Below are 17,407 nucleotides of genomic sequence, written 5' to 3'. Positions count from 1 at the left end.
TTAAACTCCTTGGCGTTGCTTTCCTTGCTGCTCCCTCTTCCTTGGAAGCTCTGTCAAAGCATCCTGCCCTGACCACAACTTAAGTGTACCCAAAGACCCCTATTTGAGATGGTCGATTTTAGAACAGGCTGGGAACAACAAATATTCAGCAGTCACTAATATAAGTCTAATCTCTTGTTTATTAAAAATATTTAATTATTCACCAGTAAGAACAGCCAATAAGGCTTATGTTTATCGCACAGCTTTGTGAGACATGTCTCACATTAGGACTGGTAAATAACCAAAAACACTCAGAAACGACGTTTGCCACTGACAAACTGGGCCAACATGACCCAGTCAGCCATCAAGCTATAGACTGGGTATTGAAAGGTCGCCGGCTTATTGTGTTCAAAACCAAAGTGACCAATCCAAGCAAAGCCATAACCCACCACAGGCAGAGCCAAGAGCCATACAAATTGTCCACTAAGCAAGCTGAATAACAGAAAAAGCAATACCAGGGTCGAACCTAAATAATGCAAACCTCGGCATACGGGATCGGAATGCTGCGACAGGTAGAAAGGATAAAACTCAGCAAAACTCTTGTACTTTTGCTCCATGCTTAACTCCTGTTATTGGTAGACGTCATCATCAGTGTGACTGTGGTAAAAGAGCAACTCTCCTGTTAACAACCCTATATTGAGCTCAACCACAGGTACAAAGCCTTGCTCTCGAAACAGATGAGAATGACCATCCTCGGTCACAAAGACCCCAACTCCTTCCAGCTCCGGCTGCTCATCACACCAACCCAATACCGCCTGGACGAGCAACTTGCCATACCCCTTGTGTTGCTCGGTTAACGCTACTGCGATAAATTGAATAACGCCGTACTCTGTCGCCGGCAGGTGCTCCAGAATTGAATTTTCCTTCTGCATCAACTTCTGCGTCGCCTGCCAGCCCGTCCCCAGCAGCATTTTCAAACGCCAATGCCAATAGCGCCCTTCGCCTTGGGGAAGTGATGAGGTAACCACGCAGGCAACCCCAATCAAGCGCTCAGCGTCGAACAAACCAATAAGGGGCTGCTCCTGTTGCCAAAGTTCATTGAGCTCTTCACGAATTGCGGCCCTGAGCTTTTGTTCATATTCGGCGGCATTGGCAGCCGGCAAGGTCTGCAGAAAAAACGCATCATCGTGATAGGCGTTATAAAGAATTGATGCGGCCAAGCGTAAATCTTCTGCCGTCAGGTAAACGGCACGCAGGGAATCAGAAGTCTGAGTTTCCATTTGTTGTTGTCCTTGTCAGCCAAAAGGGCACTTTCCAATTTAACAATATTGGATCAGAGTACAACATCTTGCTTACCAACTATCACCACAGTTTCTGCCGGCAGCGTATCTATTCAAATTATAGATGGGATTAACTAAGCTCTTGACCTACAACCTTGCATCCAAGCCTTTAGGCGCTCCTGGTGCACAAGCGCCCCCTCCTCAATTTAAAGAAATGGATCTGCTGTTCAATTGATATAAGCTAAGGAAGCAATAATACTTACTTTTTTTATGAAGGCTTGTTCGCCCATCACTCATCACTTGGCAATATGCCGGGATTTCAGGAGGTCAGAATATGGATACCACCCACACAGACTTGGCCCATTTGTTTGAGCAATTGGGACTCCCCAGCGGCAGCAAGGCGATAGAAGGCTTTATCGACGCACATTCTATCCCCGAGGGAGTCAAACTGGTGGATGCACCATTCTGGAATGATGCACAACGCACTTTTTTAACAGAGGCTCTGGCCGAGGACGCCCAATGGTCAGATACCATAGATCATTTGGACGCCCAGCTCAGGCGTTGATTGAAATGAGTTTGAATTACAGCTGCGCGTAAGCCTTATCGCCCCAGCCTATCAGCTGTTGATCGCGAAACACCAAGGGGGTGCACTCATCCTTGGTGGTCTTACCATCACTGTGTCTGTGGCGGGTACGATAAAAGAGCACCTGTACTTGCTGATCATTGGAGAGAAAGGCTTCATTAAAGTCGGCCTGCCCCATGAGCTGCTGCACCTGTTGCTGATCCATCCCCAGGTTCAACTTGGCCAGTTGTTGCTGATTTTGCTGTTGTTGTAATTGCCAGGATTCCCTTTCATCCCAGTTGGCTTCGTGATCACCGACATTGACCACACAAGCACTAAGCCCTAAGCTTGCAATCCCCACTAGTGGCAGTAATAACTTATTCATTGTCACTCCTTGTTATATTTATCAAATGTTGACTTTTGTTAAGCAAATGCAGCAAACGCAATGCAACATGTGGGCCAATAAATAATTTAATAAATATCAAAAAGATAAAAACAAACGCCAGCTGCACTATGTAGCTATTGGCGAAAATGTGAGGTTTTTTACCAAGATGTCCACTCCACTGGAACAGGTCATGGCCGCAGCTGCGGCAGTAGCCCAAAGCGGCCATACTCCCTCTCTGGCATTGATTAAGGCAAGACTCGGCAATAAGTTACCAATGCCCGTGCTGGTTGAAGGACTGCTGCGCTTCAAGTCCCTGCCTGAGAGTGAACGGGAAAAAATGTCTCAAAGCCAACCTCAACAGGATGAAACTGCACCACAGCAAGCAGTGCCCACAGTAGAAGTTCTTCAGCAGGAAATCAGCTGGCTACGCCAGGAACAACAACAACTGAAACAAGAATTCGCGGACTTGCAACAAAGGCTCGCCAAGCTTGAGGAGCAGCAATAATGTTTGTCTGCGAACTCAGGTTTGAATGCTTTGCCAACACCACGATCAGCGCCGCAGAAAAAGCCATCAACACCCTGCTTGAAGCCTGGCGAGCCAATGGTCAGGTATTGGGGAGGGAATTTGCGGTGGCCTTTAGAGACGGGGAGTTCAGAGTCAGGCTGCTGCTGCCGGAAGAAACCAGTCTGGCCAACAGGCATAACAGTCCCTGGGCCAAACAGGCGTTGCAACAGTTAACCGAGGCCAAATTGCTGGCCCCCAAGGAAAAGCTCATAGGTCAGGATATCAATTCCGAGGTCAGCACCCTGGAGCCCCCAAGTTGGCAGCTGCTTTATACCAGCTATGTGCATATGTGCTCGCCACTGCGCAGCGGCGATAACTTGCTACCCATTCCCCTCTACCGTATTCCCGCGACCTTCAACGGCGATCACAAGCGGGTGATCCGTTGGCAAACCGAGTGGCAAGCCTGTGATGAACTGCAGATGGCCGCAGCAACCAAGGCCGAATTTGCCGCCCTTGAGGAGCTTTCCTGCCCGGACAGCGATCTGTTTCGCCGCGGCTGGGATTTGCGTGGCCGTATCGAATATTTGACCAAAATTCCTACCTATTACTACCTTTACCGGGTCGGGGGAGAGAGTAAACAAGCCGAATTAACTCGTCCCTGCCCCCGCTGCGGCAACCCGGATTGGCGCCAACCCAGCCCGTTACTGGATCTATTTCATTTCCGCTGTGACAACTGCCGGATAGTCTCCAACCTCTCCTGGGATCATCAATAAACTGGGACAATCAATAGCCTAGGATCATCAATAGCAGTGATCATCAATCAATAGTGACTGTGGCAACCCCGACTGTCAGCGGCGGGAAAACAGGTGTTGCCACATAAGCTTCATTCGCGCCCAGAGACCGGGATGGTCGACATCCGCCATGGCCGGCTCCACTGGCTCGACCGCCGGCGCCACTCTGGGGCGCAGCATAACAAGAAACTCTTCCAGGCTGTCTGCCAGCTTCTTTGAGGGAAGCTCACCCGGGACCTCACGCCAGACAGCACCGGTTTCATTATCCACGCAGATCATCTCATCACCTTGCCCCAATAGACCGATAAACCAGGTCGGTGGCTGTTTGAGCTTGCGTTTCATCATCAAATGCCCAATCAGATTCTGCTGCAGAAACTCAAAATCATCCTGACTCCAGGGCTGCAATAGTTCCCCTTCGCCGAAATCGGCTTCAAACAACAGATGCGCGGCAAAAAACTGCCCATAAAACTCGTCGATATCGGCATGCAGCGGCAACTCCAGCGCATGACTGACATTGGCAAAACTGCCTGGCTGTTCACGGCGAATAGTCTGCCACAGTAGTGGATCTTCGCCATCCTCCTGCAGCAAGCAGGGCGAGGCTTCTCCCCTGGCATAATATCTGGGGCCTTCCCCCAGACTCGACTGGTAACTTTGATGATAACGGCTGAGAAATTGCTCCAACGCCTGGGCACAAGACACTTATCGCACTTCCAAATTCAGGTATAATGGTAACCTATTTTGACACGGAAACCCGCTTGATGACACAGAATCACGACCCTTACCGGAACGCTGAAGCCTTATCTGGCCTGACACTGGGTCAGCAGACAGATTATCAAGAGCATTACGCCCCAGAGCTGTTGCAGGGAGTGCCCCGCAAACTCAACCGTGATGCAATCAACCTGAGTGCACCTCTGCCGTTTCAGGGGGCCGATATCTGGACCGGCTATGAGCTCTCCTGGCTCAATGCCAAGGGCAAGCCCATGGTAGCCATCGCCGAGTTCCAGCTGGATCTCAACAGTGAGCATTTAATTGAGTCCAAATCATTCAAGCTCTATCTGAACAGTTTCAATCAAACTCGCTTTGACAGTACTGAAGCCGTCGAGCAGACCCTGACCCAAGATCTGAGCCGCTGTGCCAATGGCGAGGTAAAAGTCAGAGTGATTGAGCCCAAGCACTTCAACAGCCAGAGAGTTGTTGAGCTGCCGGGGCACTGCATTGACGATCTGGATATTGAAGTCAACGTCTATGAGTTCAACCCCAAATGGCTCGAAGAAAGCACAGACGACAAGCAGATAGTCGCCGAGACCTTGAACTCCAACCTGCTTAAGTCCAACTGTTTGATCACCTCACAGCCTGATTGGGGCAGCGTGATGATCCGCTACCAGGGCCCCAAGATAGACAGGGAAAAACTGCTGCGTTATCTGATCTCTTTCCGCCAGCATAACGAGTTCCACGAACAGTGTGTGGAGCGGATATTCACCGATCTGAAGCGTTTCTGCCATTGCAGTAAATTGACCGTCTACGCCCGCTACACCCGCAGAGGTGGATTGGACATCAACCCTTTCCGCAGTGACTTTGAGCACGTGCCGGAAAGCCAACGCCTGGCTAGACAGTAATCGAACATAAAGCGGCTTTAAGGCCGCTTTTTCATTCTTGCGCGTTACCTATTTCAGAGTGCTACTGGCCAAGGTGCCACTGCAATTGCCAGTTGATGGCTGCAGGCGCCCCAAGGGTCAGGGCCAATCGATAACCCGGCTCCATATGGCCAAGCCAACTCTGCCATCGGGTGTTTTCCTTAGGCTTTAACAAAAGCCCGCGGCGCATCGAAACAATCTCGGCAGGCCGCTCGGCCGAGCATGCTTCCCCGGAACTCAAGTCGAACGCAAACCCATCAAGCGGCTGCGCCAACCCCTTGCCGGTCGCCTTGATATAAGACTCTTTCAAGGCCCAGAGGTCGAAAAACGCCTCTCGCCGCGCGGCATCATCCAGATTTCGTAACTGCTGCAGCTCAAAAGGCGCAAAATAGTGGCGCATCACAGTATCGATAGCCGTGCGCATCCGTAAACGCTCTATATCGACGCCAAGTTGCAACTCAGGAGAAGGATGTTTCAGCAATGCCAACAGCAGCCAATCACCGCTGTGACTGAGGTTAAAATGCAGCTGAGTCTGTTGAAACTGCTCATCACAAAGGCGCGGCTTACCCTGGGGACCATAATCGAAACACCACTCCCGGGCTGCAAGCGGCGCTTGAGTACTCAGGGTCTTTCTCAGCAAGGCGCGGCTTGTTATTGCCCGTTGCTTTACCTCTTTATGGCTTATTCGGGCAAACTTTTCCCGCTCGGCCGGCGCTAGGCACAGCGCCAGATCTTTGAGTTTTAAAGGCTCACTGGGGCTTAAGGGATACAAAAAGAGCTGAACGGCGTTGATGGGAGGCTCCAAAAAAACCAAGGGGGAGTAGGCTATTTTGCCCTGGCCTCCCCCTCGGTCTCAAGTGCTAATCATTCATGTTTTGCTGATTCATTTTATCGACATAGGCTCTCGCCTCTTCCCGCTCTCTTTCCCGCTGCTGGGCGGTTGTACAGCGGCGGTTGGGAATATTGCTGCCGGTGACCCTAACCCGATCGCAGCGGTATCCCTGTTCATCGAGTCTTTGTTGACGGGCCGCGTCCTCTGGCGACAACTCGGCGGTCGTGGCACTGGTACCACTGCAACCGGCGCCGAGTACTGTAAACAAGGCCGCACTCGCCATTCCCAATAGATTATTTTTTGTTAAATACACCTGACACTCTCCATTTCTGTTGCTGATGCCAGTTCATCCAGCTGCCCTAAAGGCAGATACCCAGGTTGTAACATAAGCTGCAATATAAGCGGCAACAGATCACAGGGGATTAGGGATAAATAGGTATCAGATATCCATTTTTACAGCACAAAAAACCAAAACAACCAAGTTATATCAATTTAAAAACAAATCAACAACAAGTCATTCCGGACTCATTTGCGAGTAAGAGCCTTAAAACAAAAGCAGGATTTTCAGTCCCAGATGATTGTATCGAGTGGCAGGCACTGGTAATCTGCTTCACCTGTTACTGAAATAACAGCCTGACGCTCAGTATTGTGGAAGTTTGCAACCATAGCAGACAGGCGAGAAAGGAAGCCCAAGGGCCCAGTCCCAGCTGATTATGAAGCAAACTCAAACCGGAAAACGGCGCCATCGCAATGCCACCACCACCCCGGAAATGCGCCGCTTTATCCAGGAGTCGGAGCTCAATGTCAGCCAACTGGCACGGTTACTGAATATCAGTGAAGCAACCGTTCGCAAGTGGCGTAAACGCGAGTCGACCCAGGATCAATCCCATACCCCGCATCATCTGAATACTACCCTGAGCGATATTCAGGAATATGTGGTTGTCGGACTGCGTTGGCAGCTCAAGCTGCCATTGGACAGACTGTTGCAAGTCACCCAAGAGTTTATCAATCCCCATGTTTCGCGCTCCGGGCTGGCCCGCTGTCTGAAACGCCACGGCGCGTCCCGGCTCGACAATATTGATGCTGCGCACTCGCTGCCGCCGAAACACTTCAATAAGCTGCCGGTCTACAGCGGCAGCAAGATGCAAACCTACACCCTCAACAGCCAAACGCTCGCCGATGCGTTGATGCTGCCCAGTACCGATGAACACACTGTGGTTCAGGTCGAAGCCATGAGTATTCCCATTGGCCAACAGACCCATTCGGTACTCATAGGGATGGATCCCGTCAGCGGCTGGGTCTATGTCGACATCTATCAGGATGACGACACCCACGCCGCCGACCGCTACATAGCCTACGTCCTCAAGCGTGCCCCGTTTGCACTGCGCCGCTTGCTGGTACGCAACTATCATATTTTCCAATCCAGGTTTCCCGCTGCCGCCAAGGCAGGGCGCAAACCCAGGCCGCAACTTGCAGCCACCAATGGAGATGCTCAATGAGCCAAGCACAAGCCTCTCAGATAGACAAACGCCTCAACAAAAGGCTGAAAGACACGCCGATTGCCATAGTCGGCATGGCGAGCCTGTTTGCCGGCAGTCGTTATCTGAACCAGTTTTGGGATCTGATCTGCGACAAGATAGATGCCATCACCCAAGTGCCCGCCGACCGCTGGCAAGTGGCAGACTATTTTGACCCCGACAAGAAAGCCGCCGACAAGAGTTACTGCAAGCGCGGCGGCTTTATCCCGGAAGTGGATTTCAACCCCATGGAGTTTGGTCTGCCGCCCAATATCCTCGAACTGACCGACACCTCGCAGCTGCTGTCACTGGTGGTAGCCAAAGAGGTGTTGGAGGATGCAGGTATTCATGAAGGCTCGGACTATGATCGCGACCGCATCGGCATCACCTTGGGGATTGGCGGTGGCCAGAAGATCAGCCAAAGCCTCAATGCCAGGCTGCAATACCCTGTGCTGAAAAAGGTGTTCCGCGAGAGTGGCGTCAGTGAGCAGGACAGCGAAATGCTGATCCGCAAGTTTCAGGACCAATATATTCACTGGGAGGAAAACTCCTTCCCTGGGTCGCTCGGCAATGTTATCGCCGGTCGGATTGCCAACCGTTTCGATCTTGGCGGCATGAACTGTGTGGTCGACGCCGCCTGTGCCGGCTCTCTGGCGGCAATGCGTATGGCGCTCACCGAGCTGACCGAAGGCCGCAGCGATATGATGCTCACCGGAGGCGTCTGCACCGACAACTCTGCCTATATGTACATGAGCTTCTCCAAGACCCCGGCCTTTACCAGCGACGAGCAGATAAAGCCGTTCGACGCCGACTCCCGCGGCATGATGATAGGCGAAGGCATAGGCATGGTGGCGCTGAAACGCCTGGAGGATGCCGAGCGCGACGGTGACCGCATCTATGCGGTGATCAAAGGGGTTGGCGCCTCCAGCGACGGCAAGTTCAAGAGCATTTACGCACCGCGCCCCGAAGGCCAGGCCAAGGCGCTGCAGCGGGCCTATGATGATGCCGGGTTCCCGCCCCATACTCTGGGCCTGATGGAAGCCCACGGCACAGGTACCGCCGCCGGTGATGTGGCCGAATTCAGCGGCCTCAACGCCGTAATGAGCCAGGATAATCCTGAGCTGCAGCACATTGCGCTGGGTTCAATCAAGTCCCAGGTGGGCCATACCAAGTCGACCGCTGGCACCGCCGGGGTGATCAAGGCGGCTTTGGCGCTGCATCACAAGGTGTTGCCGCCCACCATCAATGTGAAGCAGCCCAACCCCAAGATGGCAGTGGAGCAATCGCCCTTCTATCTCAACACTCAAACCCGCCCCTGGATGCCAAGAACCGACGGTACGCCAAGGCGCGCCGCCGTCAGCTCCTTTGGCTTTGGTGGCACCAACTTCCACCTGGTATTGGAAGAGCACAGCCCCGAATTACCCAAGCAACCCGCTCGCCTGAGACGCACGCCTTTGCCGCTGCTTTTCTGCGCGCCGGACAAACCTACGCTGGAGCAAGAGATAAGCGCTCTGCTCAAGACGCTGGAGTCAGATGCCCATGACGACCTTGAAACCCTGTGCGCGCCCTATCGCCTCGGCAGCCAGACACAGGTACAAGGCCCAAGGCTGGGACTGCTTGCCTGCGACACCATAGAGCTGCAGCATAAGTTGCAACTGGCCTTGAACAAGCTGCAAAGCACGGCTGAAGAACAGCCGCGAACCCGTTGGCAACAGCAGGGAGTCGAGTACCGCAGCGCGCCTTTGACTGAGGCCAAGACCGCCGCCCTGTTTGCCGGTCAAGGCAGTCAGTATCTACAGATGGGCTCTGGGCTAACCCAGCTCTATCCCGAGCTTCGCGCCGAATTTGCCGCCGCCGACCGTGAGTTTTCCCGCCAGGGCATAGCCGACAAGTACGGCATGGGCCCCTTGTCGGCGCGGGTGTTCCCGATAGCCAAATTCTCGCCCCAGGCCAGCAAAGAGGATGAACTGGCACTGGCCAATACCCGCTTTGCCCAAAGCGCCATCGGCGCCCTCGGCATGGGGCAGTTTACTCTGCTTTGCCAGGCCGGATTCCAGGCGGATATGCTGGCCGGTCACAGCTTTGGTGAGCTGTCGGCACTGCGCGCCGCTGGTGCCTTGAGCCGTGAGAGCTATTACACGCTGGCCTTCGCCCGAGGCGATGCCATGGCCAGTGTCCCCGAAGATAAAGATCCGGGCGCCATGAGCGCCGTTATCCTGCCTTCAGCCGCTGAGCGCAATACTCTCGAGCAACTGTTGCAGACTGAACCCGAGGTGCAGATAGCCAATATCAACAGCCCGGTTCAGCTTGTGATTGCCGGCGCGAGTGAAGCGGTAGCCCGGCTCAACCTCAAACTGAACGAGGCAGGTTTGCGCGCCATAGCGCTGCCGGTATCCGGTGCCTTCCACACTCCGCTGGTGGCCCATGCGCAGCAACCCTTTGCCGAGGCGATTGCCCGCCAGGGCTTGAGCGATGCGAAAACGCCTCTGTATGTCAATGCCACAGGTGACAAGCTGGCACAGGATGCCGAAAGCCTCAGAGCCAACCTGGAGCAGCATATGCTCAAGCAGGTGCGCTTCAGTGAGCAGATAGAGAGCATGTACCGGGACGGCGCCAGAATATTTGTCGAGTTTGGCCCGAAAAACACCCTGGCCAGGTTGGCGCAAACCACCTTGGGCGATCGCGCCGCCGAATGCCTGTTCCTGTCGCTGGACAGCCCAAGCTGTATCGATTCACTGGCCGCCGACACTGAGCTGAAGCAAGCCCTGCTCAGCCTGGCATTGGCGGGCCTGCCTCTGACAGATCCCGATGCCTATCGCGCCGTACAAACCCAGGCCAAACACAAAGCCTCACCGATGACTATCAAGCTCGGTGCCAGTAACTATATCAGCCCGGCGACCGCCCAGAAGATGGCGGCCTCACTCAAAGAGGGCCGGATCAGTCAACAGACAAAAATAGTCGAGAAAGTCGTGGAAAAAATCGTCGAGATCCCAGTTGCGGCCGCAAGCCAAAACCCGAGTCAACCGAGCCAAGCTACAGCGCCACAAGCTGCAAACGGCCTCCCAGCAAACAGCGGCAGCGGATTACAGCAGTTTTTCAGCGCCCAGCAACAGTTGGCCGAGCTGCATCAGCAGTTTCTGAATATCCCACTGCAATATGGCAACAGTGTGCAGCAACTGCTCACAGAGCAAGTAAAACTGGCAACGGCAGGTAAAGCGATTCCTGACAGCCTCAACCAGACCCTGGCCATGTTCCACCAGCACCAGGCCGAGACGTTGAAGATCCACAACGACTTTATTCAGTCGCAAAATCTCGGCGCCCAGCAGTTGTTGCAACAACTTCAGGGCGGTGCTGTGTTGACCAATGCTGTGTTGACCAAGATAGAGCAAACCCAAGCAGTGTCAGTGCCAGTCCAGGCCGCAGCGCCTATAACTCACGCCGCAGCGCCAGTCAAAGCCGCAAGCACGCAACAGCAACCCAGCCAGGTGCTACAGAGCCGGCCTCAAGCCCCTGTCCCTGTCCCAACCATAGCCGTAACCACTGCCAAGCCAAGCACAGGTGTCGAAGAGCTGATGCTGCAAGTGGTGGCAGATAAGACAGGCTACCCCACGGAAATGCTCGAGCTAGGGATGGATATGGAAGCCGATCTCGGTATCGACTCCATCAAGCGGGTGGAAATTCTCGGCACAATGCAGGATGCCTTGCCTGAGCTGCCACAATTGGATGCCGCCACCTTGAGTGAATGCCGCACTCTGGGACAGATCGTCGATTATCTGCAGCAAAGCGCCGGTGTGGATTCCAGTGTGCAACCCGAGCCAATTCAGCCGAGCCCAGCCCTGTCAAACACGGCTCAATCAAACACAGCTAGTGATGTGACGGCACTGATGCTGCAGGTGGTGGCCGACAAGACAGGCTACCCGGCCGAAATGCTCGAGCTGGGGATGGATATGGAGGCCGATCTTGGTATCGACTCCATCAAGCGGGTGGAAATTCTCGGCACAGTGCAGGATGCCTTGCCTGAGCTGCCACAATTGGATGCCGCCACCTTGAGTGAATGCCGCACCCTGGGACAGATCGTCGATTATCTGCAGCAAAGCGCCGGTGTGGATTCCAGTGTGCAACCCGAGCCAATTCAGCCGAGCCCAGCCCTGTCAAACACGGCTCAATCAAACACAGCTAGTGATGTGACGGCACTGATGCTGCAGGTGGTGGCCGACAAGACCGGCTACCCGACCGAAATGCTCGAGCTGGGGATGGATATGGAAGCCGATCTTGGTATCGATTCCATCAAACGGGTGGAGATCTTGGGCACAGTACAAGATGAATTGCCTGAGCTGCCGCCGCTGGACGCCGCCACCTTGAGTGAATGCCGCACCCTGGGGCAAATTGTCGACTATCTGCAGCAAAGCGCCGGAGTGAATTCAAGCGTTCAGCCAAGCCCGATTCAATCAAACACGGCTAGCGATGTCACGGCACTGATGCTGCAAGTGGTGGCCGACAAGACCGGCTACCCTGCCGAAATGCTCGAGCTGGGGATGGATATGGAGGCCGATCTCGGTATCGATTCCATCAAACGGGTGGAGATTCTCGGCACAGTGCAGGACCAATTGCCTGAGCTGCCGCCTCTGGATGCCGCCACCTTAAGCGAATGCCGCACCCTGGGGCAGATAGTCGATTATCTGCAGCAAAGCGCCGGAGTGGATTCAAGCGCGCAGCCTGAGCCAGTTTCAAATCAGAGTGATATCACGGCAATCATGCTGCAGGTAGTGGCGGACAAGACCGGCTACCCGGCCGAAATGCTCGAACTGGGGATGGATATGGAGGCCGATCTCGGTATCGATTCCATCAAGCGGGTGGAAATTCTCGGTACAGTGCAAGACCAATTGCCAGAGCTGCCACAGCTGGACGCCGCAAGCTTAAGCGAATGCCGCACCCTGGGGCAGATCATAGATTGTTTTGCCGGTTCAAACGCTGAGCATGCAGCCGAGCCGCTAACCCAAACCGATGAGACGCCAAACACTCAGCCGAGTGTGGCCTTGCCGCCCCATGCGGGAGTCAGCCTAAAAAAGCTGCCGGCGGCAGATAGATTCTCAGGCGCAAGCGCCGAGGCTCTGTTTGCCGCGAACAGCTGTGCGCTGCTGCTCGATGACGGCCACAACGCCGGTGTCCTGGCCAAGAAACTGACAGACAGTGGCATCAATGTCACTCTGGTGCGCCCGGCGGCAACCGATTCGCAATCGGCGCTGGATAGCAAGCTGCCAATCCTGACTCTGGCCAGCAATGATGATGCCGGAGTCGAGGCGCTCATCGCCGGGCTCGAACAGCAAGTGGCCATCTATATCCATCTGCAGCCACAACTGCCGCGGGAACAACTCGAAGAGTTGATGCCGCTCAACATCACGGCCAAGACTCAGGTACAACTGAGCTTCCTGTTCGCCAAGCATTTGAGCCCAGCCTGGCAAACGCCGACAAAAGGCCGCCGCGCCTTTATCACTGTGGCGCGTATGGATGGTCAGCTGGGTTTCAGCGGTCAGCCCTGTGAACTGAATCAGAGCGCCCTGTTTGGCTTAACCAAGACCCTGGCGCAGGAATGGCCTCAGGTGCATTGCCGCGCGTTGGATCTTGCTCCTGAGCTTGATGCCTCGGCGCTGGCCTCGCAAGTCATGGATGCGCTCTACAGCCCGAGCCAGGATCCGTTGGAGTGGGGCAAAAGCGCCGCCGGTAGAGTGACCCTGGTAGCGACTTCGGCCGATGACCAGAATGCTGCCGATACAAGCCTGGCGCCATGCAGACTCGATAGTTCAGATAAAATACTGGTGACCGGGGGCGCAAAAGGCGTCACCCTGGACTGTGCCCTGGCGCTGGCCCGCCAAAGTGGCAGTCACTTTATTCTCGCCGGTCGCAGCAAGGCCTTGGCATTGGAAGCATTCCCCGATTGGGCCAAGGGGCTTGAGAGCGGTCAGCTAAAAGCAGCCGCAATCACCGCGCTATTGGCCAAGGGGCAAAAGCCCTCGCCCAAGGAAGTGGAAGCCCTGATAAAACCTCTGGTCAACGCGCTTGAGATACACGCAGCGCTCAAGCGCTTTGAGGCCATAGGTGCCAGCGCCGAATACCTGAGCCTGGATGTCAGTAACCCGGATGCGGTCGCGTCCACACTGGCGCCCACTCAAGCATTGGCGCCTATCAGCGGGCTGATTCACGGCGCCGGGGTGTTGGCCGATAAACACATCGCCGACAAGACCCTCGCCGAACTCGAATTGGTTACAGGCACTAAAGTTGGCGGCCTCTCCGCCTTGCTCAGTACCTTGGCGCCAAACAAAAAGGCCGCCGAGCACTTAAAACTGTTGGCGCTGTTTTCCTCCGCCGCCGGTTTCTACGGCAACACAGGCCAGAGCGACTACGCCATGGCCAATGAAATTCTCAATAAAACCGCTCATCGGCTGCATCATGAGTTGCCAACCACCCGAGTGATCAGTTTCAACTGGGGCCCCTGGGATGGCGGCATGGTCAATGCTGCGCTGAAGCAGATGTTTGAGTCCCGCGGCGTCTATGTGATCCCAAGAGAAGCCGGTGCCAAGCTGTTTGCCGAGGCGATTCTGGCCCGCTCGGAGCCGCAGCTGTTGATTGGCTCCAGCATGCAAGGCCCGGGTGGTAAACAAGGCCTGAACCACACAGATGCGCCAGAGGCCCAAGCTAGCCCGCAAACCCTGAGTCGCAGCATCAAGCGCCAGGAGCTGGCGCTGCTGAAAGATCACTGCATAGGCGGCAATCCGGTATGGCCGACTGTCTGCGCACTCCAGTGGATGCTGCAAAGTGCCCAGAGCCTCTTTGGCGGCGATTGGCGCGCCGTGGACTATAAGCTGCTCAAAGGCGTGGTGTTTGACAGTGATGAAAAGCGATTGCAGCTCAGCCTGACTCTGGGAGCCGACGGCGAGCTGCAGGCGAGCATCAGCTGTGATGAGCGGCCTCAGTATCAGGCGACGCTGCTGCCTTTAATGCAGCAGCCGTTAATGCCACAGCCCGCCAGTCAGCCACTGGCACATGTTTCTATGCCCGAAACAGGTGAAAGTGAGCTCCAAGTGCGTCAAGGCAGTGAGTTTTATCACAGCGGCACCCTGTTCCATGGCCCACAGCTACAGGCCATTACTGAGGTGCTGCAGTTTGACGACCAAGGGCTTAGCTGCCGATACCGGCTACCGGATGCCGCATCGAGCGAAGATCGCGCCCTGATCCAGCAAGACGCACTGCTGCAGGCCATGTTGGTCTGGGCCCGGCTCAAATACGATGCCGCCAGCCTGCCCTCTTCCCTGGCGGCGCTCTGGCAAAACGCCCTGCTACCTGAAAATGACACCGGCCTTATTCGCCTGCAGGTGACCAAGCACTCCAGCCGTCAGCTCAGCGCCGATCTGGCCCTGTTCAACGCCGAGGGCCAACTGCAAACCGGGCTGGAAAATGCCAAGGTCACCATTAGCAAGGGGCTCAATGCCGCCTTTGAACCGGCCAAGGCCGCCACAGGTAATAGAGAAAGGCCTTGAGCAAAGCGATAGGCCCTATGCCTCACATTGGAGTAAAGCCAGCTGAGTCCGCGGCCGAAAAGCCGCTGCGGCTGGCGCTGTGCCTGGTAGAAGAGGAGCAAAGCCTGGCGCCCAAGCTTAGGGCTGCCTTGCGCACTATCGCGTTTGATAGCAATCAGGTTCCCGACTGGCCTTGGCTGGTGGCCGAGGTCAAGGCCGGGGCAAGCCTGAGCCTGGTGCTGCCATCAAAGCAGCGGCTATTGCTGCTAAGCGCAGTCGATGCGGCGCAAGCAAGACTGCATCCCCAAGCCTTGCTGCAGGCCTTAAGCCATGGCGCTCACAAGCCGCAGCAGCTTCTTAAGCAGGCCTGGCAGCAGGCAAAACGCCAGGAAACGGAGGAAAGGGACACTCTGTTTCTGGAGCAATCGCTGCAGCTTGAGCAGTTATGCCTGCAACTGGAGGCATTTGCCAAGCGGCGCCAGGTACAGAAAATGGCGGGGTTGCCTTTTCAAGGCAAGTCTCTGGCGCTGGCCAGTAACTCCCCGGCTATGGCGCTGATCCTCAGCCAAGGCACAGCCTTGAGCGGCTCTTATGATAAAACAGCCTTGAGCGGTTCTTGCGATAAAACAGCCTTGAGCGGTTCTTGTGATAAAACAGCCCTGAGCGGTTCTTGTGATGAAACAGCCCTGAGCGGTTCTTGTGATGAAACAGCCCTGAGCGGTTCTTGCGATAAAACAGCCTTGAGCGGTTCTTGTGATGAAACAGCCTTGAGCGGCTCTTATGATAAAACAGCCTTGAGCAGTTCTGGCGATAAAAAAGCCTTGAGCGGCTCTTGCCTGAACAGCTCTTGTGTGAGCGGCTTGGCTTCTGGAAAAAAATTAACCTCAAGCCTTTGCCCCCAAGGAGCGCCCTGGCTTTTACCGCTGACCTTGATTGCCAGCCCAAAGACTCTGCTCAGTGAGGCGCAAACTGCGCTGCAGCAGGCCCAAAGTCGCCTGAGCCAATCGATGAGCACTCATGCTCTGGCGCGCTGGCTGACGGATGAATTAAAAACCCTGGAGCAGAGCTTTTCAGGCACAGCGTCCGAGGGCGGCGAATACTATTCGCTGGTGCTTATTGGCCGAGATGCCACCGAGCTTATTGCCGAGAGCGAATTGCTCATGGGTCAGCTTCAAAAAATAACGTCTTTGGCCGAACTGCTAGAGCTTGAGCTTATTACGCCAAATGGCAGCGTTTTTTGCGCCAAGCCACTGGGCCCTGCTCGCCTCTGCTTTGTCTACCCGGGTGTCGGCACGGCTTACCATGGCATGCTCGGCGCCTTAAAACAGGCCTTTCCCAACAGTTATGCCGATTTTGAGGCCGCGGCAACAGCCGAAAATGTCGCCCTATCCACCCTGCTGCCAACAGCCTTGAGCGATGCTTCCAAAGAAACAACCTTGAGCGATAAAGCAGAGGCCGCACCCAGTCCGGCGCCAACAATGACACTCGCCGAGCAGGCCGTTGCCGGGGTCGGTGCCAGTGTGCTGCTGACGCAGATACTGCGGCGGGAGCTCAAGCTCCGCCCAGCCTTTGCCATCGGCTACTCCATGGGCGAAGCGGCCATGTTTGCCGCCAATGGCGTCTGGGACAAGCCTTTTGCTTTGGTTAAACCTACGCTGGAAAGCCGGATTTTCTCAGAGCAGATCTCGGGCGCGCTCACAGCCGTGCGCCAGGAGTGGCAACTCGATGCCAGAGATGCCATCTACTGGAACAGTTTTCTGCTGCGCATTGATGCAGACAGCATCACGCCATTATTGCAAAACCCGGCTTACTCACGGGTCTACCTCGCCATACGTCAGGGGCCAAGCTGCGTGCTGGCCGGGGATGAGGCTCAGTGCCGGGCACTGATAAAGGCCCTTGGCAAACGCGGCGTTGCCGCCAACCGGGTCACCGCCATGCACACACCGGCGGCCCTGCGTGTAAAGCCCGAATTGACCGCTTTTTATGACAGACCACTCTCGGGTGAGCTTGAACAGCCGCAGCCCGTCTATATCAGCGCCGGCAGCGAGCAGTCGCTCAAACCTGCCAGGCTTGAGCGCCAGCAGATAGCCGAGACCATAGCGACTTGTTTCAGCCAGCCACTCAATGTGGAGTCGCTACTGCAAAGAGCCCGAAAACATGGCGCGCAGCTGTTTCTGGAGGTCGGCGCCGACAGCCAAACCAGCAGCATTATTCAGGCGATGGCCGGAAAACAGCTCTCCAGCGAGATCAAGGCCTTTGGCTGCGATCGCAAGCATAGCGGCGCCGCCGACAACAAAGCATTACTCAAGGCCCTGGCTCGACTCATCAGCCACAGGGTCCCACTGGCCACAGCGGCGCTGTATCCACAGCTTGCCCGGCCCGATAAACTTAGTGACGTGAGAAAGTGA

General features: G+C 55.2%; 13 protein-coding genes. 7 read left to right on the top strand and 6 right to left on the bottom strand.

The features are described 5' to 3' along the window. Nucleotides 1–290: 290 nt before the first annotated feature. Both RC73_RS08350 and RC73_RS08345 read right to left on the bottom strand, forming a co-directional pair. Entirely contained in the window at nt 291–596 is a 306-nt protein-coding gene (locus RC73_RS08350) for a DUF962 domain-containing protein (RefSeq protein WP_039034222.1), read from the bottom strand. A gap of 12 nt (nt 597–608) precedes the next feature. Continuing rightward, complete coding sequence (locus RC73_RS08345) at nt 609–1,259, bottom strand: GNAT family N-acetyltransferase (RefSeq protein WP_039034221.1); 651 nt, start codon at nt 1,257–1,259, stop codon at nt 609–611. Nucleotides 1,260–1,593: 334 nt separating this feature from the next. Here RC73_RS08345 and RC73_RS08340 point away from each other — a divergent pair, with 334 nt between their 5' ends. Further along, complete coding sequence (locus RC73_RS08340; protein ID WP_039034220.1) at nt 1,594–1,824, top strand: DUF2789 domain-containing protein; 231 nt, start codon at nt 1,594–1,596, stop codon at nt 1,822–1,824. 16 nt (nt 1,825–1,840) lie between these two features. Here the strand turns inward: RC73_RS08340 and RC73_RS08335 are convergent, their stop codons facing one another. Next, the gene (locus RC73_RS08335; RefSeq protein WP_039034219.1) at nt 1,841–2,206 is read right to left on the bottom strand and encodes a DUF3192 domain-containing protein; all 366 of its coding nucleotides are present in this window, start codon (nt 2,204–2,206) and stop codon (nt 1,841–1,843) included. Nucleotides 2,207–2,372: 166 nt separating this feature from the next. On the opposite strand from RC73_RS08335, the gene RC73_RS08330 reads away from it, so the two are divergent. Beyond that, nucleotides 2,373–2,711 carry a hypothetical protein gene (locus RC73_RS08330; RefSeq protein WP_039034218.1) on the top strand — a complete coding sequence of 113 codons (339 nt, stop codon included), beginning with the start codon at nt 2,373–2,375 and terminating at the stop codon, nt 2,709–2,711. Next, entirely contained in the window at nt 2,711–3,484 is a 774-nt protein-coding gene (locus RC73_RS08325) for a Zn-ribbon-containing protein (RefSeq protein WP_039034217.1), read from the top strand. The genes RC73_RS08330 and RC73_RS08325 overlap by 1 nt, the downstream gene beginning before the upstream one ends. A 75-nt stretch (nt 3,485–3,559) precedes the next feature. Here the strand turns inward: RC73_RS08325 and syd are convergent, their stop codons facing one another. Beyond that, the gene (gene syd, locus RC73_RS08320) at nt 3,560–4,201 is read right to left on the bottom strand and encodes a SecY-interacting protein (protein ID WP_039034216.1); all 642 of its coding nucleotides are present in this window, start codon (nt 4,199–4,201) and stop codon (nt 3,560–3,562) included. Nucleotides 4,202–4,260: 59 nt separating this feature from the next. On the opposite strand from syd, the gene queF reads away from it, so the two are divergent. Continuing rightward, entirely contained in the window at nt 4,261–5,118 is an 858-nt protein-coding gene (gene queF, locus RC73_RS08315; RefSeq protein ID WP_200887990.1) for an NADPH-dependent 7-cyano-7-deazaguanine reductase QueF, read from the top strand. Between the two features lie 61 nt (nt 5,119–5,179). Here the strand turns inward: queF and RC73_RS08310 are convergent, their stop codons facing one another. Continuing rightward, nucleotides 5,180–5,950, bottom strand: a complete 771-nt coding sequence (locus RC73_RS08310) for a 4'-phosphopantetheinyl transferase family protein (RefSeq protein ID WP_052248084.1) — start codon at nt 5,948–5,950, stop codon at nt 5,180–5,182. A 46-nt stretch (nt 5,951–5,996) separates the two neighbouring features. Further along, nucleotides 5,997–6,281 carry a hypothetical protein gene (locus tag RC73_RS08305; protein ID WP_129978400.1) on the bottom strand — a complete coding sequence of 95 codons (285 nt, stop codon included), beginning with the start codon at nt 6,279–6,281 and terminating at the stop codon, nt 5,997–5,999. 400 nt (nt 6,282–6,681) lie between these two features. Between RC73_RS08305 and RC73_RS08300 the strand changes: the two genes are divergently transcribed. From RC73_RS08300 to RC73_RS19850, 3 genes are read left to right on the top strand one after another with little or no spacing between them, the layout of a single operon-like run. After that, on the top strand, nt 6,682–7,467 hold the full coding sequence (locus RC73_RS08300) for a helix-turn-helix domain-containing protein (protein ID WP_039034214.1): 786 nt from the start codon (nt 6,682–6,684) through the stop codon (nt 7,465–7,467). Next, a complete protein-coding gene (locus RC73_RS08295) occupies nt 7,464–15,020 on the top strand; it encodes a type I polyketide synthase (RefSeq protein ID WP_052248083.1) in 7,557 nt (2,518 codons plus the stop codon). The genes RC73_RS08300 and RC73_RS08295 overlap by 4 nt, the downstream gene beginning before the upstream one ends. Next, complete coding sequence (locus tag RC73_RS19850) at nt 15,017–17,407, top strand: PfaB family protein (protein WP_052248082.1); 2,391 nt, start codon at nt 15,017–15,019, stop codon at nt 17,405–17,407. The genes RC73_RS08295 and RC73_RS19850 overlap by 4 nt, the downstream gene beginning before the upstream one ends.

The sequence above is a fragment of the Shewanella sp. ECSMB14102 genome (assembly GCF_000813075.1).
Lineage (GTDB): Bacteria > Pseudomonadota > Gammaproteobacteria > Enterobacterales > Shewanellaceae > Shewanella > Shewanella indica.
Note: the sequence above shows the minus strand (reverse complement) of the source record. Positions and strands in the feature narration are given on the sequence as shown.

Excerpts from the sequence above, each read along its gene's own strand:
- RC73_RS08340 (WP_039034220.1), top strand. The coding sequence starts at position 1,594 with ATGGATACCACCCACACAGACTTGGCCCATTTGTTTGAGCAATTGGGA.
- RC73_RS08345 (WP_039034221.1), bottom strand. The coding sequence starts at position 1,259 with ATGGAAACTCAGACTTCTGATTCCCTGCGTGCCGTTTACCTGACGGCA.
- RC73_RS08300 (WP_039034214.1), top strand. The coding sequence starts at position 6,682 with ATGAAGCAAACTCAAACCGGAAAACGGCGCCATCGCAATGCCACCACC.
- queF (WP_200887990.1), top strand. The coding sequence starts at position 4,261 with ATGACACAGAATCACGACCCTTACCGGAACGCTGAAGCCTTATCTGGC.
- RC73_RS08350 (WP_039034222.1), bottom strand. The coding sequence starts at position 596 with ATGGAGCAAAAGTACAAGAGTTTTGCTGAGTTTTATCCTTTCTACCTG.
- RC73_RS08330 (WP_039034218.1), top strand. The coding sequence starts at position 2,373 with ATGTCCACTCCACTGGAACAGGTCATGGCCGCAGCTGCGGCAGTAGCC.
- RC73_RS08325 (WP_039034217.1), top strand. The coding sequence starts at position 2,711 with ATGTTTGTCTGCGAACTCAGGTTTGAATGCTTTGCCAACACCACGATC.
- RC73_RS08335 (WP_039034219.1), bottom strand. The coding sequence starts at position 2,206 with ATGAATAAGTTATTACTGCCACTAGTGGGGATTGCAAGCTTAGGGCTT.
- RC73_RS08295 (WP_052248083.1), top strand. The coding sequence starts at position 7,464 with ATGAGCCAAGCACAAGCCTCTCAGATAGACAAACGCCTCAACAAAAGG.